Source organism: Staphylococcus sp. FSL W8-0271, assembly GCF_038006605.1.
GTDB classification, from domain to species: domain Bacteria; phylum Bacillota; class Bacilli; order Staphylococcales; family Staphylococcaceae; genus Staphylococcus; species Staphylococcus cohnii.
In genome coordinates this window covers 2,179,809-2,202,220 of the sequence record NZ_JBBOVM010000001.1, presented here as the reverse complement: position 1 = coordinate 2,202,220, position 22,412 = coordinate 2,179,809, and the positions used below count along the sequence as shown (strand labels likewise).

Annotated in this window: 21 protein-coding genes; 15 read left to right on the top strand and 6 right to left on the bottom strand. The window is 32.2% G+C overall.

The genetic code is table 11. The annotated features are described in order from the left end of the window. Window positions 1-357: 357 nt before the first annotated feature. The 3 genes from mntC to NST87_RS10820 are packed head-to-tail and all read right to left on the bottom strand — an operon-like array spanning window position 358 to window position 2,876. Window positions 358-1,290 (bottom strand): manganese ABC transporter substrate-binding lipoprotein MntC, encoded by a 933-nt coding sequence (mntC, locus tag NST87_RS10830; protein WP_145395468.1) that lies wholly within the window; start codon window positions 1,288-1,290, stop codon window positions 358-360. After that, window positions 1,290-2,120 (bottom strand): metal ABC transporter permease, encoded by an 831-nt coding sequence (locus tag NST87_RS10825; RefSeq protein WP_019468404.1) that lies wholly within the window; start codon window positions 2,118-2,120, stop codon window positions 1,290-1,292. Before NST87_RS10825 ends, mntC begins: the two co-directional genes overlap by 1 nt. A gap of 21 nt (window positions 2,121-2,141) precedes the next feature. Beyond that, on the bottom strand, window positions 2,142-2,876 hold the full coding sequence (locus NST87_RS10820; RefSeq protein ID WP_340721693.1) for a metal ABC transporter ATP-binding protein: 735 nt from the start codon (window positions 2,874-2,876) through the stop codon (window positions 2,142-2,144). Window positions 2,877-2,997: 121 nt separating this feature from the next. Here NST87_RS10820 and NST87_RS10815 point away from each other — a divergent pair, with 121 nt between their 5' ends. Next, window positions 2,998-3,642 (top strand): metal-dependent transcriptional regulator, encoded by a 645-nt coding sequence (locus tag NST87_RS10815; RefSeq protein WP_019468402.1) that lies wholly within the window; start codon window positions 2,998-3,000, stop codon window positions 3,640-3,642. A 171-nt stretch (window positions 3,643-3,813) separates the two neighbouring features. Here NST87_RS10815 and NST87_RS10810 read toward each other — a convergent pair whose 3' ends face one another. Next, window positions 3,814-4,563, bottom strand: coding sequence for a M50 family metallopeptidase (locus NST87_RS10810; RefSeq protein ID WP_019468401.1), 750 nt, complete (start codon window positions 4,561-4,563; stop codon window positions 3,814-3,816). Window positions 4,564-4,817: 254 nt separating this feature from the next. Between NST87_RS10810 and tarA the strand changes: the two genes are divergently transcribed. After that, entirely contained in the window at window positions 4,818-5,564 is a 747-nt protein-coding gene (tarA, locus tag NST87_RS10805; RefSeq protein WP_019468400.1) for an N-acetylglucosaminyldiphosphoundecaprenol N-acetyl-beta-D-mannosaminyltransferase TarA, read from the top strand. A 157-nt stretch (window positions 5,565-5,721) separates the two neighbouring features. On the opposite strand, the gene tagH is transcribed toward tarA, so the two are convergent. Then, a complete protein-coding gene (tagH, locus tag NST87_RS10800; RefSeq protein ID WP_019468399.1) occupies window positions 5,722-6,516 on the bottom strand; it encodes a teichoic acids export ABC transporter ATP-binding subunit TagH in 795 nt (264 codons plus the stop codon). A gap of 366 nt (window positions 6,517-6,882) precedes the next feature. Here tagH and NST87_RS10795 point away from each other — a divergent pair, with 366 nt between their 5' ends. From NST87_RS10795 to tagD, 4 genes are all read left to right on the top strand, one after another. Next, complete coding sequence (locus NST87_RS10795) at window positions 6,883-7,683, top strand: ABC transporter permease (protein ID WP_019468398.1); 801 nt, start codon at window positions 6,883-6,885, stop codon at window positions 7,681-7,683. 129 nt (window positions 7,684-7,812) lie between these two features. Further along, window positions 7,813-8,904, top strand: a complete 1,092-nt coding sequence (gene tarB, locus NST87_RS10790) for a teichoic acid glycerol-phosphate primase TarB (RefSeq protein ID WP_026034763.1) — start codon at window positions 7,813-7,815, stop codon at window positions 8,902-8,904. Beyond that, a complete protein-coding gene (locus tag NST87_RS10785; protein ID WP_340721692.1) occupies window positions 8,901-9,959 on the top strand; it encodes a glycosyltransferase family 2 protein in 1,059 nt (352 codons plus the stop codon). The genes tarB and NST87_RS10785 overlap by 4 nt, the downstream gene beginning before the upstream one ends. Before the next feature lie 91 nt (window positions 9,960-10,050). Next, window positions 10,051-10,449, top strand: a complete 399-nt coding sequence (tagD, locus tag NST87_RS10780; RefSeq protein ID WP_019468395.1) for a glycerol-3-phosphate cytidylyltransferase — start codon at window positions 10,051-10,053, stop codon at window positions 10,447-10,449. Between the two features lie 202 nt (window positions 10,450-10,651). On the opposite strand, the gene pbp4 is transcribed toward tagD, so the two are convergent. Further along, entirely contained in the window at window positions 10,652-11,944 is a 1,293-nt protein-coding gene (gene pbp4, locus NST87_RS10775) for a penicillin-binding protein PBP4 (RefSeq protein WP_064264355.1), read from the bottom strand. Between the two features lie 241 nt (window positions 11,945-12,185). On the opposite strand from pbp4, the gene NST87_RS10770 reads away from it, so the two are divergent. From NST87_RS10770 to dhaM, 9 genes are all read left to right on the top strand, one after another. Beyond that, window positions 12,186-13,904: an ABC transporter ATP-binding protein gene (locus tag NST87_RS10770; protein WP_103211089.1), complete on the top strand. Its 1,719-nt coding sequence runs from the start codon at window positions 12,186-12,188 to the stop codon at window positions 13,902-13,904. 338 nt (window positions 13,905-14,242) lie between these two features. Further along, a complete protein-coding gene (locus tag NST87_RS10765; protein ID WP_019468392.1) occupies window positions 14,243-15,472 on the top strand; it encodes a NupC/NupG family nucleoside CNT transporter in 1,230 nt (409 codons plus the stop codon). A 600-nt stretch (window positions 15,473-16,072) separates the two neighbouring features. Then, complete coding sequence (locus NST87_RS10760; RefSeq protein ID WP_019468391.1) at window positions 16,073-16,909, top strand: YitT family protein; 837 nt, start codon at window positions 16,073-16,075, stop codon at window positions 16,907-16,909. Between the two features lie 313 nt (window positions 16,910-17,222). Beyond that, window positions 17,223-18,026, top strand: a complete 804-nt coding sequence (locus NST87_RS10755; RefSeq protein WP_019468157.1) for an ABC transporter ATP-binding protein — start codon at window positions 17,223-17,225, stop codon at window positions 18,024-18,026. Window positions 18,027-18,034: 8 nt separating this feature from the next. Beyond that, entirely contained in the window at window positions 18,035-19,036 is a 1,002-nt protein-coding gene (locus NST87_RS10750; RefSeq protein ID WP_019468158.1) for a FecCD family ABC transporter permease, read from the top strand. Continuing rightward, the gene (locus tag NST87_RS10745) at window positions 19,033-20,049 is read left to right on the top strand and encodes a FecCD family ABC transporter permease (protein ID WP_019468159.1); all 1,017 of its coding nucleotides are present in this window, start codon (window positions 19,033-19,035) and stop codon (window positions 20,047-20,049) included. Before NST87_RS10750 ends, NST87_RS10745 begins: the two co-directional genes overlap by 4 nt. Before the next feature lie 245 nt (window positions 20,050-20,294). After that, complete coding sequence (dhaK, locus tag NST87_RS10740) at window positions 20,295-21,263, top strand: dihydroxyacetone kinase subunit DhaK (RefSeq protein WP_064264652.1); 969 nt, start codon at window positions 20,295-20,297, stop codon at window positions 21,261-21,263. A gap of 33 nt (window positions 21,264-21,296) precedes the next feature. Then, on the top strand, window positions 21,297-21,872 hold the full coding sequence (gene dhaL, locus NST87_RS10735; protein WP_019468161.1) for a dihydroxyacetone kinase subunit DhaL: 576 nt from the start codon (window positions 21,297-21,299) through the stop codon (window positions 21,870-21,872). A gap of 1 nt (window position 21,873) precedes the next feature. Beyond that, window positions 21,874-22,239, top strand: coding sequence for a dihydroxyacetone kinase phosphoryl donor subunit DhaM (dhaM, locus tag NST87_RS10730; RefSeq protein WP_019468162.1), 366 nt, complete (start codon window positions 21,874-21,876; stop codon window positions 22,237-22,239). Window positions 22,240-22,412: the final 173 nt, after the last annotated feature.

Sequence of the window (22,412 nt, the reverse complement as noted above, 5' to 3'; positions counted from 1 at the left end):
AATGGTTGGCAACTTTACTTCATGCACAGATGAAAAAAGTTGTGAGATACAACTTCTATTAAAAAATTAATACTAATCCATTTTGATATGCTCCCTTCAAAGTAGACACTTAAAAATGTAAACTTTGAAGGGAGCTTTTTTTATTACGATTTTGTTTGTACATAAGTCTTACTAATTCAGCAAAGCTGAAAAGTAAGACTAAAAAAAATCTCCATCAATGGGGGGAGGAGCCAACCATTGATGGAGTTAAGGGAGATAGATGATTTAAGGCTTGAATACCACCATACCGTACGTCATTAGGAGGGAAACGTACGGTATGGGGCTACTCACCTACAATGTAGGTTAAATAGCCTTATTTTATTCCATACTTCCGTGAACAGTGTTGATATTTTCTTGCATCATATTAAAATATGAATCTCCTTTAGTGCCTTTCTTACCTATAGAATCGGTATAAACCTCTCCATAAATATCTAAGTTTGTTTCTTCACTTAGACTTTGCATACTTTTCTTATCTACACTCGTTTCTACAAGTAAATGTTTAAGGTTATTGTCTTGCACAAATTTTACAGCTTGTTTCATTTGTTCAGGTGTACCTTGTTTCTCGGTATTGATTTCCCAAATGTAACCAGGTTTAATATCAAACTGTTTTGAGAAATATTTAAATGCACCTTCACTTGTTATCATTGCACGTTGTTCTTTTGGTATATCATTGAATTTATCGTGACTTTCTTTTTTCAAATCTTCTAATTTAGTTATGTAATCTTTGGTATTATTTTGGATATCATCTTTATAGTTGTCATTCTTCTTAATCAAGGCTTTGCTTATTTCTTCTACATACTTAATACCATTATCTAAACTTAACCAAGCATGTGGATCCTGTTTTGATTCATCGCCTTCTTTAGCACCGTTTAAGTATAAAGGTTTTACATTTTTTGAAACTTTAACAACAGAGCCATCTTCATATGACTTATTAGCTTGTGATAATGCGTTTTTAAACCAACCGTTACCTGTTTCTAAGTTTAGTCCGTTATAGAATACTACGTCAGCATCAGTTAATGCTTTAATATCTTTTGGTTTTACTTCATATTCATGTGGATCTTGACCGATTGGAACGATACTATGAATTTCTACGTTATCGCCACCAACGTTTTTAACCATGTCATAAAGAATTGAGTTTGTTGTTACCACCTTTATTTTTTCATTGGATTGTGATGTAGAATCGTTGTTTCCTTTGCCACATGCACTTAAAAATAATATAAGAATCATTGTAATTGTTAATAACTTTTTCATTAAATTGCTCCTTTTTTTGCGAAAAATTGCATTTTATTACAAGTGAAAATAATAATATAAATGATAAACGCACATAAGACGATAGTTGCACCACTTGGAATATTATAAATGTAACTAAAGTACATACCGACGATTGAACTTATAACACTAATAAGACTGGAAATGATCATCATTGTATGTAGTTTTTTAGCGATTAAAAATGCAGCTGAAGCAGGTGTAATTAATAATGCGACAACTAATATAATACCTACTGTTTGTATGCTTGCTACTGTAACGAGTGAGAGCAATAACATTACAAAATAGTGTAAGAATGTAGTGTTTAAACCACTCATTCTACTGAAAATTGGGTCGAATGTAGAAATCATTAATGGTCTATAGAAAGTTACGATTAAAACCATAACAATCAAACCAACTACGACAGTGGACCAAAAAGTAGCGTGTGTAACTGCTAATAGATTTCCAAAAAGAATATGATATAAGTCGGTGGTACTATTAATTAAACTAATTAAAATGACCCCGGTTGCTAAAAATGCTGTAAAGCTAATACCTATAGCCGCATCAGGCTTGGTTTTACTACTTTTGGTAATGAATCCGATAAAGATACTAGCAATCATACCTGTCACTAACGCACCCACAAACATAGGAACGCCGAATAAAAATGATAATGCAACACCAGGTAAAACTGCATGACTCATTGCATCTCCCATAAGGGAAAGACCTCTTAGTACAATGAGGCAACCTACTGTACCACAAACGATTCCTACAACAATTGAAATAATCAATGCATTGCTTAAAAATTTGTATTCAAATAGGTGTTGAAAAAATTCCATATCGTGTTACTTCCTTTCTATTTATGCCGGTTCTGACTTTTCTTGATCTTCTTGTGTGGGGTTTAAGAAAGTTTCGTTTAAATGATCTGGTTGCATAGCAACATGACTTTCTCCAAAGAAACGAATTGTTTTGTTTAAAAGAATAACACGATTAAAATACTTTTCTGCTTTAGATAAATCATGATGAACAATTAAAAGTAATTTCCCGGCTTTTTTAAGCTCGTTTAATTGAGACATTATGATTTGTTCACTGTGGAAATCGATGCCTACAAATGGTTCGTCTAAAAGATAGAGCGTACTTTCTGTCATAAGTGCTCTCGCTACTAAAACTCTTTGTAATTGACCGCCACTGAGTGCAGAAATTTGTCGATTTCTTAAATCTTGCAATTCTAATGTTGTTAGCAGCTGATTAAGCCTAGCTCGCGTTTTAGGGGTAACAAACCTAAACCATCCAATATCTTTGTAAGCACCAGAAAGTACAACATCTTCTACCTTGATTGGGAAGTCTAAGGCAATATGCGCTTTTTGTGGGATGTATGTAACATTTTTAAGTGTTTGTTGTATAGCAATGTTATGTAAATTAGCAATACCTGTTGACTTGAATTCACCAATAATTGATTTGAGTAAGGAAGATTTACCAGCTCCATTGGGTCCCATAATACCTATAATTTCACCTTTTACGGGAATTTCTAAATTGATATTATCTAAGACATGTTTATTCCCTAAAGTGAGATTTAAGTTATTAATTTCTAACATTTTTCTGCCTCCTTAAATTAAATTTTAGGCTAACCTAATTTAATTTATAATATAACATTAACTTTTAGCGTGTCAAGTAGATTCGTGATACAATAAAGTGAATGACTTGAGAGGTGAAACCATGCTAACTGAAGAAAAAGAAGATTATTTAAAGGCAATTTTAACCCATAATGGCGATCATTCTTTTGTTTCAAACAAGACATTATCCCAGTATTTAAATATCAAACCACCATCTGTAAGTGAAATGGTGAATCGTTTAGAAAAATCAGGATTTGTAGAAACGAAGCCATATAAAGGTGTGCAGCTGTCCGAGGAAGGATTGACATATACCTTAGATATCATAAAAAGACATCGATTATTAGAGTTATTTTTAATTAAGATATTAGAATATAACTGGGAAGAGGTACATCAGGAAGCTGAGGTACTAGAACATAAAGTTTCACACTTATTTGTTGAACGGTTAGATAAATTATTAGATTATCCAATAACTTGTCCACACGGTGGTGTTATCCCTAGAGATAATAAATACAAAGAGATTTATACTACAGATTTATTGTCATTTGAAGCGGGTGATTTAGTGACGATAAAACGTGTGCGAGATAGAACAGAATTATTAGTTTATTTATCAAGTAAATCTATATTGATTGGTGAACAAATAAAAATATTAGATAAAGATGATACGAATAAAGTGATGATGGTGCAAAAAGAAGAAAAAGTGACTGTACTAAGTTATGACAATGCTAAACATATTTATGCCGAAAAATAAAAAATTGAATACGAGCATTTTTAAGTTGGTATTTAGACTGATTTAGTAAAATTATTTGTCTAAAGTATAGAAAAAAGCGTGACATTGTAATCATATTTAAAAATTAACAGTTTAGTTGAAATGAAAAAGCGAAATCTAAATAAAAATTAGATTTCGCTTTTTTGAAGAGGTCTAAGGAATAAAATACACTCGGAATAATTGATAAATCGTAAATAAATTGATGGCTATCCAAATAAAGCTATAGATAAAAGTTGGGATATGAGTCAATGTTTTTAAAGTACTGCCATCCCAAGTGATGTCATCTGTCGATATTGTTAATTTGAATATTGTCCAAGAAGATTGAAGTACTTCTCCTAGTAAAACACCTAATATAAAATGTTGTGTGATGGTTACAACATAAAGTATCGCCAATTGGTTTTCACTTTTAAATAAGCAATATAGTAAAAAAATTAAGAGCATTACGATGAACATCGGTAACAATTTTCTAGAAGTTAAGCATACAAAATATATAAATATTAATAGATACGCAGTGATAAATAAACTTGGATATTGATATTGCGTTGATAGAAAACCTATATATAACATAAGCGGGGGCATAATGTAGCCACCAAATGTGGTAATGGACTGCCCGATGCTATTTTTTGATTGTGTTATGGCGAAGCCTTGTTGAGATGTTGCAAGACGTTCTGATGGTCTTGCGACAATCACTAAGTCTCTTGCTTTACCTCCGCTTAATTTATTAAATAATATATGGCCAAATTCATGTGTTAAGACAGGAATATAATTAAAATAGATATCTAAAAGTTGGTTTATGGATTTATTTCGATAAGTATGTATAATGATATAGATTATGGCAACCAATATAATCCAATAAAGATGTAATTGAATAGACGAGCTGAAAAATGCATGTAGTTTAGACATGAAATACCTCATTTGTATAATACGATTATTTGATGTTTTACGAGATACGGTATCGGTGAACAGCATCTCACATATAACAGTATAAAGTAAGAACACCCATAAAGCATTTGGACTTTTGTCGTATATTATCGTATAACACTGTTTGACCTAGGTTTTATGGATATTGTAATATATGCGAGAATGAATGTATTCATATTACAAGAAAAATACTATAGCGTATCGAGAAAAAGAGTTGAGTTAGGAGATAACCAATCATGACAAGAGCTAATAAATTAGAAAAGGTAAACGTATTATCTGTATTATTTGATAATGTAACACTGACAGAAATGCGTGACCGCATAAAACTTTTTTTTGAATCAGAAACGGATAAAAATTTATTTATTGTAACTGCTAATCCTGAAATAGTTGATTTCGCTACCGAAAATGCAGATTATCGTAAGTTAATCAATGGGGCAAATTATGTAATTCCAGATGGTACAGGTGTAGTTATGGCTTCAAAATTGCTTAAAAAACCATTGCAAGAGCGTGTACCAGGTATAGAATTGATGGAAGCGTGTTTAAAGATTGCTAATGCGAATTATCAAAAAGTCTTTTTATTAGGTGCAAAAGACGAGGTTGTAGTGAAAGCTGTAAAGCAATTAAGTGAAAAATATCCCAATATTTATTTTGATTACCATCATGGCTATTTTAACTTAGAAGATGAAACGGTAGTGAAACACGTTAGTTCATTTAATCCAGATTATGTTTTCGTTGGTATGGGTTATCCAAAGCAAGAACAATGGATTAAACGTCATGATGATCATTTTAAACAGGCGTTGCTGATGGGTGTCGGCGGATCTATTGAAGTTTTTAGTGGAACGAAAAAAAGAGCGCCAAAAATATTTCGCAAATTAAATATAGAATGGGTTTATCGTTTTATCATTGATTGGAAGCGGTTGGGTAGAATGAAAGCAATACCGAAATTTGTATTTAAAGTGATTAAACAAAAAACCAAGAAATAATAAAAACCGGTTATAGCATCGTTTGCGCTATAGCCGGTTTTTACTAAAATGAGCTTGATACGTTTTACCATTATTAGTCTAACTAGATGATTAACAATCCATTAAAATTGCTATGCAATTGGCAGTTGTTATCTATTACATTTAATATGCAATAATACTATTTAACTTCAAATCTTGAATTATCTAATTTATTTCTAAATGCTTTTTGTTCCTCTTTGGAATATTTTTTAAAGCCATTCAGGAATTTTTCATATTTAGGTAGGACCTCGTCTAATTTCCCAAATTCTTTTAATTTCCCAGCTTCTATCCATGCGATTTTAGTGCAAAATTCACGGACTTGTTTCATATTATGACTAACGAAGAAGATGGTTTTACCTTGCTTTTTATACTCGTAAATTTTATCTAAACATTTTTGAGCAAAAGTTTGGTCTCCAACAGATAATGCTTCATCAATGACAAGAATGTCAGGATTTGTCGTAATATTAATGGAGAAACCTAACTTTGCGCGCATACCACTGGAATATTTTTTAACAGGTTGATAAATGAATTCTCCTAATTCACTGAATTCAATAATATCAGGTGTTAATTCTTTAATTTGTTTTCTTGTGAATCCCATGCATAGCATTTTGAATTCTATGTTTTCAATACCTGTTAACTGTCCATTTAAACCAGCATTAATTGCAATTACGCTAACTTCACCGTGGCGATCAACATCTCCAGCAGTAGGAGATAGGGATCCACCAATAATATTACTAAGCGTAGATTTGCCTGACCCATTGATGCCTACGAGACCTATAACATCACCTTCGTATGCAGTTAGTGACAAATCGTTCAGCGCATAAAAGGTTTTATTTTTATTAAAAGGGACTAAAGCATCCTTTAAACGCTCTTTATTATTGCGATAGATACGGTATTCTTTAGTTACATGTTCAATGTTAACCGATACATTCATAATTTTACCTTCCTTATTTGCAGATAGTATATAGTATATTATATTATATATTAGTTGTTAAATTTATTAACCTATTGTAAAGTAAGTGAGTACAAATTTTAAGATAACGTTCTTATACAATTGTTAAAGTTTACTGAATTTAAGTTATAAAATCAACTAAAATGAAGTCATTTTAGCATAGTTGTTTTTCTATTATACAACAATCATATGTGTAAGCACATTCGCTTTTACCACATGAAATATTTAATTTACTTAATTAAATATAGGTTGTTAAGATTAATAACAAAGCGTATATTAGATTTGAATGTAATCTTTTTTATAACATAATTATGATTAGCAAATTGATTGAAAGTGTGGTTTATTTAAATGAGTGCAGTGTGGGTAGTCTTAAAAGAGCATTTTAAAAATTTCTATCTAATTCAAAGGTTAGCACAGTTCCAAGTTAAAATTACTAACACCAATAATTACCTTGGTATGGCTTGGGAATTAATTAACCCAGCAATGCAAATTATGGTTTATTGGTTTGTATTCGGCCTTGGAATTAGAACTAATAATCCAATCGAAGGTGTGCCATTTATTTATTGGTTACTCGTTGGTATTAGTATGTGGTTCTTTGTGAATCAAGGTATTTTAGAAGGTACAAAATCCATCGCAAGTAAATATAATCATGTCGCTAAGATGAATTTCCCGTTATCAATTATACCATCATATATAGTGATGAGTAGGTTCTATGGGCATATCGCACTATTAGTTGCTGTTATTTTATTATGTATGCTAGGCGGATATTATCCATCAATCTATACATTACAATTATTTTTATATGTGCCGTTTGCACTAATTTTTACTACAACAGTAGCACTGTTTACTTCTACATTAGGTGTACTAGTAAAAGATACACAACCAGCAATACAAGCATTAATGAGAATGGTATTCTTTGCTTCATCTATTTTAATTGTACCGCCAGAAGGTATCGTTAAAGATGTTATGCAACTAAATCCAATATATTATCTTGCTGAGGCGTATCGTGCATCTGTTCTATACAATGAATGGTATTTTGTTACACATTGGGAATTAACATTCTATAACTTCTTTATCATCGTATTTTTATTTGTTATAGGATCAATTTTGCATATGCGTTATAGAGATCATTTTGCAGACTTTATGTAATGGAATTTAGACAATAACGTGTTATATTAAATCCTTTGATGGCTTAAATGTCGTTAAAGGATTTTTCTATAATTTTAAATATAAAATAGCTATAATAAAAGAGAATAAATAATAACCGGCGGTGGAAATTTGAGACAGTTAATAAAAAAGCTTTATATGACAATCATTAGCTTTTTAAATTTGATATATGTAAAGAAAGAAATAGATCCACAGCATATTGTGGTCATGATGACATTTGTTGAAGATGTACTTCCAATTATTGAAGCATTAAATCAAAAATCTTATAAAGTGACAGTGATTGCCAAGGAAATAAATAGAAAACATGTTGAACGATTAGACAATGTAGCATTTATACCTGCAGGCAACAAACAAGTCTTCAAACATATAAAGGCGATGAGTACGGCAAAAATCATAGTGATAGATACATATTATTTATTGTTTGGTGGGTTCAAAAAGAAATCACAACAGACAATGATTCAAACCTGGCACGCTGTTGGTGCTTTGAAAAATTTTGGACTTACTGACCACCAAGTAGATTTAAATAATAAAAAAATGGTGAAACAATATAAAAAAGTTTATCAGGCTACTGATAAATATTTAGTGGGTGGCGAACCAATGGCGGATTGCTTTAAAGCTTCATTTGGTGCACGAGATGATCAGTTTTTAAAAACTGGATTGCCACGTCTTGTTCCATATGTGAATTTAGACATCAAACAGAAGCAACAAGCATTAAAATTACAATATGGTATCAAGGATAAATTAGCACTTTATGTACCAACGTACCGAGAACACCATCAAGCCAATCAAGTTATTGATAAAACGCGTTTTGAAACAGCGTTGCCTTCATATACACTGATTAGTAAATTACATCCGTCTTTACCTCAAGATAAGCAATATCATATAAATCTACAATCATTGATGATTATGGCGGACGTTATCATCACGGATTACAGTTCATTAGCAATAGAGGCAAGTTTATTAAACAAGCCAACGTTATTTTATGTCTACGATGAGGCAAATTATGAACAAGTACGGGGGCTAAATGCATATTATTATGAAATTCCAGAACTTTACAAAGCATATAGAGAAGATGACATCGTTCATATACTTCAAACACATGCAAGTGAATTAAACCCGCTATTTAAAAATTGGCATGATTATAATGATCAAAATAGTTTAAATCAGGTTATAAAACATATAGAGAAAATGGTGAAAACATGAAAATATCAATTATCATACCCGTCTATAATGCAGCAAATACAATTCAAAGAGCAATAAGTTCAGTAGATACAAAGCAAGATTATGAAATTATTTGTGTCAATGATGGTTCAACAGATGAGAGTAAACAAGTTTTAGAAAGATTACAAAAAGCATACAAAAACATTCGAATTATTAATCAAGAAAATCAAGGTGCAGCGATGAGTAGAAATAATGCATTGGCCTACGTCACAGGTGATGCTTTTATGTTTTTAGATGCAGACGATGTGTTTTTGCCCAATAGTATAGATGCTATGGCCGATTATTTTCACCAGGATGAACATGTAGATATTGTATTAGGACAAATTGGTAGGTTAAATAATGGTACGTGGCAAAGTTTTTATACGCATCAGCCAATACAAAAATTTGATAAAGTGAATTTAGCACAATGTCCTGAAATGATGCAGTCTATCGGACCTGGAGGTAAGTTGTTCAGTGCCATTTTCAAAGATTTACGTTTTGATGAAGATGTAGTGTTTTGTGAAGAACATACATTTGTGATAAAAGCGTATAAGAAAGCGCGGGATGTACAATTATTACCATTCATTGTGTATGGATATCATGAAGAAAAAGGGTCGGTCACAGCTCAAAGAGCAGATCGATTTGTAAATTATATGAGTGATGCGATTAAAGTAAGACATAGAGTGATGGATACATTGTTGTTAAGAGAAGAAAGGATTTATTACAGTTATCGTATGGATGAGCTCATTGTCAGTTATTTGCTGCAAGCATATCTCACAAATAATAAAAAACTAACAGATTCATTTTTAGATGTTGTAACGTCATATATGTATAATATGCAGGAAGCAGATTGTTCAGGAGAGGCAATGTTTAGAATAATTAAGGTCATTGAACAATGTGGTAAGAACTGGAATAAATCATTATATAAAAAATGGCAGGAAGCATTACTTAATGTTGGCATTGGTAGACCGAACTATTACCGTTTTCAAATTAAAGTGTTACCGAAACGTGTAAAATTCAGGGGTAAGTTGAAATTAAAACAAATACTAAAAAAATGAATTTTGGGTATAGTTCGTAAACTTCAAATCAGTGTGCTATACTTTTAAAAAATGTAAATTTTAATTAAATTTTGTTAAGGAGTATGAGCGTATGAAACGTGTTATTACTTATGGAACGTATGATTTATTACATTATGGTCACATTGAATTATTAAGAAGAGCTAGAGAAATGGGCGATTATTTAGTAGTTGCATTATCTACAGATGAATTTAATCGCATTAAAAATAAAAAGTCTTATTACAATTATGAACAACGAAAAATGATGTTAGAGTCTATTCGTTATGTTGATCTTGTAATCCCTGAAAGTGGATGGGGACAAAAAGAAATAGATGTTGATCGTTATGAAATTGATACTTTTGTAATGGGGCATGACTGGGAAGGTGAATTTGACTTCTTGAAAGATAAATGTGAAGTGATTTACCTTAACCGTACAGAAGGCATTTCCACTACTAAAATCAAAAAAGAACTTTATGGTGATGCAGAAAAATAAATTGGCAATGATTTGTCGATAATGAATTGTAATTTTAATAAATCATATGTTTAGTAAATATATCAAGCGAGGCTGGGACTTCATAATGTCCCAGCCTCAATTTATTTAGTCATCGAATGATCAATAGAGGAAAAGCCCCGAGAAGATTGCTAAGTTAAAGCATCTTTTCGGGGCTGAATTTTGCTACTGATATTCGGGTACTTTATTTATGGTTTTTTCTATTTTTGAAAGTTTCGATAATAAGATAAATAATAATTGCGATTGCAGCTATGATTAAAATAGTTCCTAATAAAGTGAGAATTGGATGTTCATCCCACGTCGTTTTCACAACTGTAGTAGTTTGATGTAGTATTGGTTTACTTACATTAACTGTTGGAGGACCGTATTTTTCAGAAATGAATTTACGGTCATACTCAATATGCAATTTACCATCCTCGATTACATATTTGTAATCATTTTTATCAAAATCATTTGGAAGCACATCGTATAAGTCTTTTTCTACATAATATGTTTTGCCATTAATTTCGTGATTGCCTTTAGAAATAATTTTTTTGTATTTATATTGATCAAAAGACATGTTCATTAAAGCATTTCCCATCATATTACGTTGTTTTTCGCCGCCTAAGTTGTCATAGTTGCCGGCACCCATAATTGTTTGATTAATTCTAAAGTTACCTCTTTTTGTAGTGATAGTGTGATTGTAATCTGCAATGTCACTGGAACCAGTTTTTAAACCATCAGTACCTTCTAAGCTCATATCCGCACCTTCTAAAGAATGATTGAATGTGTAATATGTAACATCGTGTTGGGTTGGAGCTAATTGTTTAGTGAAATAAATAATTTTCGGTGTATCTTGAATGGTACGCTGAGCCAAAATGGTAAAATCTTTGGCTGTTGATGTATTATTTTCTTCATTTTTATATTTTTTAGGTGCAAAGTCTTTTAGTTGTTTGTTTTCTGCGCCAGTTGGATTAACAAAATGTGTATCTTTCATACCTATTGATTTTGCTTTTTTGTTCATTGCATCTGTAAAATCTGACAGGTTTCCGGATACTTCTTGTCCAAGTATAAGTGCTGCGGCATTGCTTGAATTTGAAACAGTGATTTGGAGTAACTCTTTGATCGTGTATGTTTCTCCAGGATAAAGCTTGGTATTACTTAATTCAGGTAAAGTAGACATTCTATAGTGTTTGTCTGTGATTTTAACTTTATCATCCAAAGATAAATCCCCGTTATTAACTGCTTCGAGTGTTAAATACATGGTCATTAATTTACTCATCGAAGCAGGATACCACTCTTTATCAGCATTATATTGATAAAGAATTTGACCAGTTTGGGCGATATTTACTGCACCTTCAGGTTGATAATTATCAGTAACATTATAACCATATTGATTTGCCGCCTGTGTAGGTGTTACTGTTTCAGCTTTGGCAAAAGGTGTTACAATTGAACCGACGAAGAGTACAGTTACAATTGCCAGAATTAACTTTCTCATAATTACATTCCCTCTTAACATATTCTGTTTAATTGCAATAGAAGTATTTTAGCATATTGTATGTAGTTTATAAAATATTACACAGAAGAATATTTTTAATAACAAAATAATTGAAAATTATTGTGTAAAACATGATAAAATAAGTTGAAATTAATTTAACTTATTACTTCGAAATTCATCTGCTCATAATTAATATAAGTAAGAGGTAATTTAAAATATTTTTAGAAGAGGTAAATTAGACATGAATCAAGAAAATCCATTATTCTACTTATTTAAAAAGTTATCATGGCCTGTTGGTCTGATTATCATAGCTGTTTTAATTTCTTCATTAGGTAGTATTACAGGACTAGTAGTTCCGTTTTTTACAGGTAAACTTGTAGATAAATTTTCTTTTGAAAATATTAATTGGCTGTTTATCACTGCATTTATTTCTATATTTATTATCAATGCTTTACTTAGTGGTATAGGACTGTATTTATTGAGTAAAATCGGTGAGAAAATCATATACGCGATTCGATCTGTTTTATGGAAACACATTATTCACTTAAAAATGCCTTTTTTTGATAAAAACGAAAGTGGACAATTAATGAGTCGTTTAACAGATGATACAAAAGTAATCAATGAATTTATTTCACAAAAATTGCCAAACTTATTACCTTCTGTGTTGACTATTATTGGTTCTTTAATAATGCTATTTGTGATGGATTGGCAAATGACCTTGCTAACTTTTATCACGATACCTATATTTGTATTAATAATGATTCCATTAGGTAAAATCATGCAAAATATTTCTAAAAAAACACAGACAGAGATTGCGAATTTCAGTGGTTTATTAGGCCGTGTATTAACAGAAATACGTCTAGTAAAAGTTTCACGTACAGAAAAAACAGAGTTAAACAATGCGCATAAAAATCTACAAGAAATATACTTTTTAGGACTAAAACAAGCTAAAATTACAGCTATCATACAACCTATATCAGGCGTGATTATGTTATTAACAATTGCAGTTATCTTAGGGTTTGGTGCAATTCGAATTTCTACTGGAGCAATTACAGCTGGAACCTTAATTGCAATGATTTTTTATGTTATACAACTCACACAACCTATCATCAATTTATCAACTTTGGTTACAGATTATAAAAAGGCTGTCGGGGCAAGTAGTCGTATATATGAAATAATGGAAGAACCTACTGAAGTTTTTGAATTAGAAGAAGCTAAACCAATCATCGATGGTAACTTATCCTTTGAAAATGTACATTTTAAATACGGTAATAAACCAATTCTTACAAATGTGAGTTTTGATATACCTTCTGGTAGCATTACTGCTTTTGTGGGACCTTCAGGTTCAGGTAAGAGTACAATTTTTAATATTATAGAGAGAATGTATGACATAGAACAAGGTGATATCACTTATGGTAGCCAATCGATTTATGATATAGACCTAGGTGATTGGCGTGAAAAAATTGGTTATGTTATGCAATCTAATTCCATGATGAATGGCACAATCAGAGACAACATTTTATATGGAATTAATCGTGAAGTTTCAAATGAAGCATTAATTTACTATGCAAAATTAGCAAATTGTCATGAATTTATTACTGCGTTTGAAGACGGTTATGACACAATCGTTGGTGAGCGAGGCTTAAAATTGTCAGGGGGCCAACGTCAACGTATAGATATTGCGAGAAGTTTTGTTAAAAATCCAGACATCTTATTATTGGATGAGGCTACTGCTAACTTAGATAGCGAAAGTGAGCGGAAGATTCAAGATGCTTTAGAAGAATTGATGGAAAACAGAACAACTATCGTGATTGCCCATAGACTGTCTACCATTAAAAAAGCAGAACAAATTATTTTTATTGATAACGGTAGTGTTACAGGTGTAGGTACTCATCAGGAGTTGATTGCTAGTCATGAAAAATATCAACAATTTGTTCATACACAAAATCTAACAAAGTAATATAAAAAACACGTATAATTTGATGTTGGATAAATATATTTTTTGACCATAAACGAACCATAAAATTTTTATTTTATATAATGTACATACATGGTATAATTATTGTGAATTCATAAGTAACAATCATTTGGGGAATGATAGATTTTTATCAAGAATGAAATTAAATAAATGGGTAACAAAATTTAAGATGAGTATATTTGCCGCTATGTAATTAATCTTTACAACTTATTTAATGAGCGAGAGACAATGTACTCATCTTAATAATTCTTATACATAATCGAGTGTTGCTTTTAAATATTCAATTAATTATTTATTTAATAGGAAATGGTGGGTGTATGATGTTTTTACTAATTAATATTATTGGGTTAATTGTGTTTTTAGGTATTGCTGTGCTTTTTTCTAGAAAGAAATCAGATATCCAGTGGAAATCAATTGGTATTTTAGTCGTGATTAACTTGTTCTTAGCGTGGTTCTTTATGTATTTCCCTTGGGGGAAAGCAGGCGTTCAATTATTAGCGAATGGTATTTCATGGGTCATTGATTCAGCCCATGTAGGTACAGGGTTTGCATTTGCCAGTTGGACAAATACTGAAATGATGGATATGGCTGTGAGTGCACTATTTCCAATACTATTAGTAGTGCCACTATTTGATATCTTGATGTACTTTAATGTATTACCTAAAGTTATAGGTGGTATTGGTTGGGTTTTAGCTAAAATTACACGCCAGCCAAAATTCGAGTCTTTCTTTGGTATTGAAATGATGTTTTTAGGAAATACAGAAGCATTAGCAGTTTCAAATGAACAATTGAAACGCATGAAAGAAACACGTGTGTTAACGGTAGCGATGATGTCGATGAGTTCGATTTCTGGTGCGATTGTTGGCGCATATGTATCAATGATACCTGGTGATTTAGTGTTAACAGCTATTCCATTAAATATCATTAATGCAATTATTGTTTCTTCTATTTTAAATCCTGTTTCTGTAGAAGAAAAAGAAGATATTATTTATAGTATTCGCAATGAAGAAATTGATAAACAACCGTTTTTCTCATTTTTAGGTGATTCAGTATTAAATGCGGGTAAATTGATTTTAATCATCATTGCTTTTGTAATCAGTTTTGTTGCACTTTCTGATTTAATTGATCGTTTTATTAATTTAATCACAGGTATCGTTGGCAGTTGGGCTGGTATTAAAGGAAGTTTTGGTCTAGATCAAATACTTGGTACATTTATGTATCCATTTGCTTTATTGCTAGGATTACCATTTGATGAGGCGTGGATAGTTGCACAACAAATGGCTAAGAAAATTGTAACGAATGAATTTGTGGTAATGGGCCAAATTAAAGATGTCATTGATTCATACTCACCACATAGACGTGCCGTTATTGCAACATTTTTAGTATCATTTGCTAACTTCTCAACAATAGGAATGATTATTGGAACATTAAAAGGAATTGTAGATAAGAAAACATCTGACTTTGTTTCACAATATGTGCCAATGATGTTACTAGCGGGTATTTTAGTATCGCTAATGACTGCTGGATTTGTTGGTTTGTTTGCTTGGTAAAGCACTCTTTATTGAGTGAATCATTATAAAATGATAGATGCTGAAACAACCACAAGGGTATGTCAATCGAGTGAAACGTTGTAATAAGGTATTTATTCATATTAATAAACTATGTAAAGGAGCGTGTGAGATCAATTAATGATTGATATCAATAGCGCTCCTTTTTTTGCACTAGTAGTCGTGAGTTAGTATCACGATGTTTTGAAAATAAAAATAAAGCCAAGTAATTGAAGTGAGGAGACACATTCAATATTACTTGGCTTTTACGGGAAATGAATTAATTGTATATTAATAGTAAGGACTAGGTACTAAAAATATACTCGAGCAAAAATTGTTTTGTATGTTACTATAAACAACACAAAGGAGATGGCTTCTTATTGGCAATCAATAAGAAGATAGATTTTATTATAGCAAAGGAAAGTGTATAAGTAAACCGAAAATTCAGAATTTTTGAACTTTTAAAATAATATTAAAAACAAACCTTATAAAATCAAGCTTTTGCAAGTATGTGGTTCAGAATTTTTTACGAATGTTGTTGTGGTAAGTTCTATAGTTTGCTACTATTCAATTGATTGAAGTTAATTTGAGGGGGTCATGTGGGTGAATAAAACAGTACGAGATTTGTTATTCGTTGTAATTGGGTCATTTATATTTTCAGCAGGCGTTAATACTTTTATCATATCTGCTGATTTAGGCGAAGGAGGCGTGACCGGTATAGCTATCGTACTCTATTATGCCTTTCACATTTCTCCTGGTGTAACAAACTTTGTATTCAATGCGGTACTTATTGCTATAGGTTACAAGTTTTTAAGTAAGAGAAGTATGTATTTAACGATAGTGGCGACAGTATTGATCTCACTATTTTTGGAATTAACAGTGAGTTGGAAAATTGAGACAGGTAACATATTAGTTAATGCAGTTTTTGGTGGTATGTCTGTAGGTTTAGGTATTGGTGTTATCGTTCTTGCAGGAGGGACAACTGCTGGAACAACGATATTAGCTAGAATAGCTAATAAATATTTAGATGTTAGTACACCATATGCGTTGTTGTTCTTTGATTTAATTGTTGTGGCAATATCATTAACAGTAATTCCTGTTCCGAGTGCATTAGTAACAGTGATTTCACTGTATATCGGTACAAAAGTAATGGATTATGTTATAGAAGGTTTAAATACGAAAAAAGCGATGACGATTATTTCCAGTAAACCAGATGAAATAGCGAAAGTGATTGATGAACAGGTTGGTCGTGGTTTAACTATACTTAATGGAAGAGGTTATTTCTCTAAACAAGAAAAAGACATATTGTATGTTGTTATTACTAAAACACAAGTTAGTAAGGCGAAACGTTTAATTAAACGCATCGATAATGAGGCATTTTTAGTTATACATGATGTTCGTGATGTTTATGGTAATGGCTTCTTAATTGATGAACATTAATAATGAGATAATAAAAAATAAAACCTTGATATATGGATAATTTCCATATATCAAGGTTTTATTTTAGATATAGCTAAATAATTCGATAAATAAGAAATTAATCATGCGGCTTAAAATGCAATATAGCAAGCCTAAACATATTTATAGACCATACATATTGCATATTAACATAGAACATTTATTAGTCATCATATCTAAAAAATGATATAATATCATCTGTGATAATGATTATCATTTAAATAACGAATTTGATTAAAGTGATATAGATATAGATTGTTTTTTGGTACATTTTGTATTAGGAAGAAGGGAAATTATGACTCGATTAGAAGGAGAACAAGTTACGATAGGTTATGGGGATAATGTTATCGTTGATAATTTGGATGTTCATATTCCGACTGGTAAAATTACATCTATTATAGGGCCAAATGGTTGTGGAAAGTCTACATTACTAAAAGCATTGTCACGTCTTTTACCAATTAAAGATGGTGAAATCAAATTAGATGGTGAGAACCTGCATACACAATCAACAAAAGAAGTCGCAAAAAAAATTGCTATTTTACCACAATCGCCAGAGGTCGCTGATGGACTTACGGTTGGAGAGCTTGTTTCTTATGGTCGCTTTCCACATCAAAAAGGATTCGGAAGACTTTCTGCTGAAGACAAAAAAGAAATTGACTGGGCTATGAATGTAACAGGGACTTATGAATTCCGACTACGTTCTATCAATGATTTAAGTGGTGGTCAACGTCAAAGAGTGTGGATTGCCATGGCATTAGCACAACGCACAGATATTATTTTCTTAGATGAACCTACAACATATTTAGATATTTCACACCAATTAGAAATCTTAGAATTAATTACTCAATTAAACCAAGAACAAGGTTGCACTATTATTATGGTGTTACATGATATTAATCAAGCAGTTCGTTTTTCAGATCATCTAATTACAATGAAACATGGAGACATTGTTGCTGCTGGAGATACGGAAGATGTTTTAACTAAAGAAAACTTAGAAAAAGTATTCAATATAGATGTAGAAATTAGTACAGACCCTAGAACAGGGAAACCAATGCTAGTTACCTATGATTTATGTAGAAAAAGCTATTCAGAAATTTAGGTGTAAACATGGCTACGCAAAAAAAAGGGAAATTAAGCTTCACAACAACATTTATAATCAGTTTGATTCTTTTAGTCATTGCATTGACAGTATCAATATTGATTGGAGACGCAAAAATTCATATTTCAACAATATTTGATGTTATATTCAATTATGATAATAAGAATCAGCAACATAATATCATTAGCGAAATACGCATACCAAGAGATATAGGCGCAATGCTCGTAGGTGTAGCATTGGCGACTTCAGGTGCAGTCATTCAGGGCGTTACTAAAAATGGTTTGGCAGACCCGAGTTTAATCGGATTAAATTCAGGTGCTTCATTTATGTTAGCGCTAACTTTTGCATTTTATCCAACAGCACCATTTATAGTGTTGATGATTGCAGGTTTTATTGGTGCTATCATGGGCGGATTTATTGTACTGATGATTGGCAGATCAAGAAGTGATGGCTTTAATCCAATGAGGATTATATTGGCTGGGGCTGCCGTAAGTGCTTTGCTAACAGCTTTAAGTCAAGGTGTAGCATTGTTGTTTAGATTAAATCAAAGTTTAACGTTTTGGAGCGCCGGTGGTGTTTCTGGTACAACTTGGGGACAGCTCGTTTGGGCAGCGCCATTTATCATTATTGCACTGGTTATCATTATCGCGATGAGTAAACATTTAACAATTTTAAATTTAGGTGAAACTTTAGCGATTGGGTTGGGACAAAATGTTGCATTAACACGAGCGATTGCATTAATTATATCCATGGTTATGGCAGGTATTGCCGTAGCGATGGTAGGTCAAATAGCCTTTGTAGGACTAATGGTCCCGCATATTGTACGTTATTTAGTAGGTACAGACTATGCTCGTGTTCTGCCATTAACTGCTGTTGTGGGTGGCTTATTGCTACTCGTTGCAGATACGTTAGCACGCATGTTAGGTGAAGCTCCAGTAGGTGCAATTATTTCATTTATTGGCGTACCTTACTTCTTGTATTTGGTTAAACGAGGGGGACGCTTTTCATGATAGACCCAAAATTAAAATATAAACAGTTTATTACCATGATTATTCTTATAATATTAATAATATTCGCATGTGCTTGGAGCATGACTTCAGGTGAATATAAGATGTCGATAGGTACTTTTTTTAAAACACTTATAGGTCAAGGTGAATATACCGATACTCTGATACTTATGGAATTTCGATTTCCAAGGATGGTTATAACTATTTTAGCAGGAGCTGCATTAGCAATGAGTGGGGCTATTATACAAAGTGTGTCTAAAAACCCATTAGCTGAACCTGGTATTTTAGGTATAAATGCGGGAAGTGGATTTGCCATTGCATTATTTATTGTAGTCGGTCAAGTTAATGCGGATAATTTTGTGTACGTATTACCATTTATAAGTATGATTGGTGGTATACTAACTGCGTTAATTATTTTTTCATTTAGTTATAATAAAGGTGAAGGTATCACTCCAGCAAGTATGGTGTTAGTAGGCGTAGGTATGGCTACAGCTTTAAGTGGTGGTTCGCTAACACTAATGTCAACATTTGATGAAGATCAATCAGAGTTTATTGCTTCATGGCTTGCGGGTAACATTTGGGGTGATGAATGGGCGTTTGTAATTGCCTTTTTACCTTGGGTCATTGTACTTATACCATTTTTATTGTTAAAAGCGAATGTATTAAATTTATTAAATACACATCAACATATTGCTCAAGGTGTTGGGGTGAAAATTGGTAGAGAACGCATTGTATTATTATTAATAGCAGTAATTCTGTCTTCAGCTGCGGTATCTGTTGCGGGAGCTATTGGATTTATAGGTTTGCTGGGTCCACATATTGCTAAATCAATCGTTGGTCCGAGACATCAACTATTTCTACCAATTTCCATATTAATAGGTGCATTTTTACTTGTGTTAGCAGACACGGTCGGACAAGTGATATTACAACCTTCTGGCATACCAGCTGGAATTGTTGTATCTATTATTGGCGCACCTTACTTCTTATATTTAATGTATAAAACAAAATCAGTTTAAGTACATGAATAAAGGTTATCAAATTTTTGTACGTGTTAAATAAGTATGAAAAGAGATGCGCATATCGTTAGAGATGATCGCAAGTAAAGCATAAATTTCATATATGAGCGGGTTTTAGAATCAATTTTGAAAAAATTGGTTGTAGACCCGCTTTTTTATAAAGAAAAAAACCTTTAAGTTGTTAGCGTTTACATTTATGTGTAGGGTATACTATAAGTGAATAGTGAAAATAGGAGGTCCTCATTATGAAAAAGCTCATTAAAGATAAAACACAATTTTTACCAGATATGTTAGATGGTCTTTCGATTTCAAATAAAAATGTCGAAGTAATTGCTGACACAGTAGTTGTGCGTAAACAGAAAAAAGAAAAAGGCGTAGCAATTGTTTCTGGTGGTGGGAGTGGTCATGAACCTGCTCATGCAGGGTATGTAGCACAAGGCATGCTAGATGCTGCAGTATGCGGTGAGGTATTTACATCTCCAACACCTGACAAAATTTTAAGTGCAATTAAAGCCGTGGACAACGGAGAAGGCGTACTGCTTGTTGTAAAAAACTATGCAGGTGATGTTATGAATTTCGAAATGGCACAAGAAATGGCGGAAATGGAAGACATTCAAGTAGAGACAGTGGTGGTCAAGGATGATATTGCTGTTAGTGATGAAGCACAACGTAGAGGTGTTTCTGGTACAGTGTTTGTGCATAAAATTGCTGGATATTTAGCTGAAAAGGGAACATCGCTACCACTAATTAAAGAAAAATTAAATGAATTATTACCAAATATCAAATCAATAGGTATGGCTTTAACACCACCGTTAGTTCCGACGACAGGACAGTATGGTTTCGATATAGATGACGAATCAATGGAAATCGGTATTGGTATACATGGAGAAAAGGGTCTAGCACGTGAAAAATTTGAAAGCGTTGATATAGTTGTAGAACGATTGATCGCCGAATTATTAAAAGAGGTAGAAGATGAACAACTTATCGTGATGATAAATGGTATGGGAGCTACCCCTTTATCTGAACTAAATATTGCAACAAAATACGTGGCGCAACAATTAGAAGATAAACAAAAAGATGTGAAACTATGGTTTGTTGGAGACTATATGACTTCATTAGACATGGAAGGTTTATCAATAACCTTTTTGCCATATACAGAAGCAGTTTATGATGCATTGACTGCACCGACAAGCAGTCCTTATTTTAATGTGTAAATAACGAATATATAAGACAGGAAGTGAAGAAGAATGAATGTGTCAGAGTTAAAAGAAAGATTGCTTAATTTAGTTGATGTCTTTGAAGAAAAAGAATCATTATTAACAGAGTTAGATAGAGCAATTGGTGACGGTGATCATGGCGTGAATATGTTAAGAGGATTTAAAGCCTTACCCGAAAAGTTAGATGATAGCTCTATATCTGCATTATTAAAATCTACTGGTATGACATTAATGTCTAATATTGGTGGTGCTTCTGGTCCACTTTATGGATTTAGTTTTGTGAAAATGTCTCAAGTTGTTGGTGATGAAATTGAAAAAGAAAATTTAAAAACATTGCTAAATACATTTTCTGAGGCAGTTGCACAACGTGGTAAAGTTGAACTGAATGAAAAAACAATGTATGACGTTATTGAACGTACCAATGAAGCAGTTAATAACGGAGAAACTTTATCATTTGAAGATTTACAATCTTTTGCAGAATCCACTAAGGATATAGTAGCTACTAAAGGTAGAGCTGCCTATTTTAAAGAAGCATCAAAAGGACATGTTGATCCGGGGGCACAGAGTAGTGTATATATTTTAAACGCATTGATAGGAGCTGATTAATATGACGCAAATTATCATTGTAAGCCATAGTAAAGAGATCGCTGATGGTACTAAAGCGCTGGTAAGTCAAATGGTAGGAGAGGATATCACGATCACGGCTCAAGGTGGTGTGAACGGTAAAATCGGTACATCATATGACGATATTCAAGAAATGGTGAATCAAATAGATGATGATACATTATGTTTTTATGACATTGGTTCTGCTGAAATGAATTTAGATTTAGCGATTGAAATGTATGATGGCAAGCATCGTGTAGAAAAAATAGATGCACCGATTGTTGAAGGTACTTTTACTGCGGCTGTAAATATTTCTGTAGGAAATACCGTAGATGAAGTGATAAATGAACTAAATACGAAATTTGGTTAAATGAAAATTATGAAGTAATGTCATCATTCAAGAAGTTATAATTATATATATGAGTAGCGTATGTAATTATAACTTTTTCTATTAACTTGACAAAAATATTCTTTTTTATATGAATATATAATTAAGATATGGTAAAATGAGATTTAACTATTAAAGAAATCTGGATATCTAGG

Coding starts and splice junctions, on each gene's coding strand:
- NST87_RS10825 (WP_019468404.1), bottom strand. CDS start 2,120: ATGGAATTTTTTCAACACCTATTTGAATACAAATTTTTAAGCAATGCA.
- NST87_RS10745 (WP_019468159.1), top strand. CDS start 19,033: ATGATAGACCCAAAATTAAAATATAAACAGTTTATTACCATGATTATT.
- NST87_RS10820 (WP_340721693.1), bottom strand. CDS start 2,876: ATGTTAGAAATTAATAACTTAAATCTCACTTTAGGGAATAAACATGTC.
- NST87_RS10765 (WP_019468392.1), top strand. CDS start 14,243: ATGTTTTTACTAATTAATATTATTGGGTTAATTGTGTTTTTAGGTATT.
- NST87_RS10755 (WP_019468157.1), top strand. CDS start 17,223: ATGACTCGATTAGAAGGAGAACAAGTTACGATAGGTTATGGGGATAAT.
- NST87_RS10810 (WP_019468401.1), bottom strand. CDS start 4,563: ATGTCTAAACTACATGCATTTTTCAGCTCGTCTATTCAATTACATCTT.
- tagH (WP_019468399.1), bottom strand. CDS start 6,516: ATGAATGTATCGGTTAACATTGAACATGTAACTAAAGAATACCGTATC.
- dhaK (WP_064264652.1), top strand. CDS start 20,295: ATGAAAAAGCTCATTAAAGATAAAACACAATTTTTACCAGATATGTTA.
- tagD (WP_019468395.1), top strand. CDS start 10,051: ATGAAACGTGTTATTACTTATGGAACGTATGATTTATTACATTATGGT.
- NST87_RS10785 (WP_340721692.1), top strand. CDS start 8,901: ATGAAAATATCAATTATCATACCCGTCTATAATGCAGCAAATACAATT.
- NST87_RS10795 (WP_019468398.1), top strand. CDS start 6,883: ATGAGTGCAGTGTGGGTAGTCTTAAAAGAGCATTTTAAAAATTTCTAT.
- tarA (WP_019468400.1), top strand. CDS start 4,818: ATGACAAGAGCTAATAAATTAGAAAAGGTAAACGTATTATCTGTATTA.
- dhaM (WP_019468162.1), top strand. CDS start 21,874: ATGACGCAAATTATCATTGTAAGCCATAGTAAAGAGATCGCTGATGGT.
- NST87_RS10750 (WP_019468158.1), top strand. CDS start 18,035: ATGGCTACGCAAAAAAAAGGGAAATTAAGCTTCACAACAACATTTATA.
- NST87_RS10770 (WP_103211089.1), top strand. CDS start 12,186: ATGAATCAAGAAAATCCATTATTCTACTTATTTAAAAAGTTATCATGG.
- NST87_RS10815 (WP_019468402.1), top strand. CDS start 2,998: ATGCTAACTGAAGAAAAAGAAGATTATTTAAAGGCAATTTTAACCCAT.
- dhaL (WP_019468161.1), top strand. CDS start 21,297: ATGAATGTGTCAGAGTTAAAAGAAAGATTGCTTAATTTAGTTGATGTC.
- pbp4 (WP_064264355.1), bottom strand. CDS start 11,944: ATGAGAAAGTTAATTCTGGCAATTGTAACTGTACTCTTCGTCGGTTCA.
- mntC (WP_145395468.1), bottom strand. CDS start 1,290: ATGAAAAAGTTATTAACAATTACAATGATTCTTATATTATTTTTAAGT.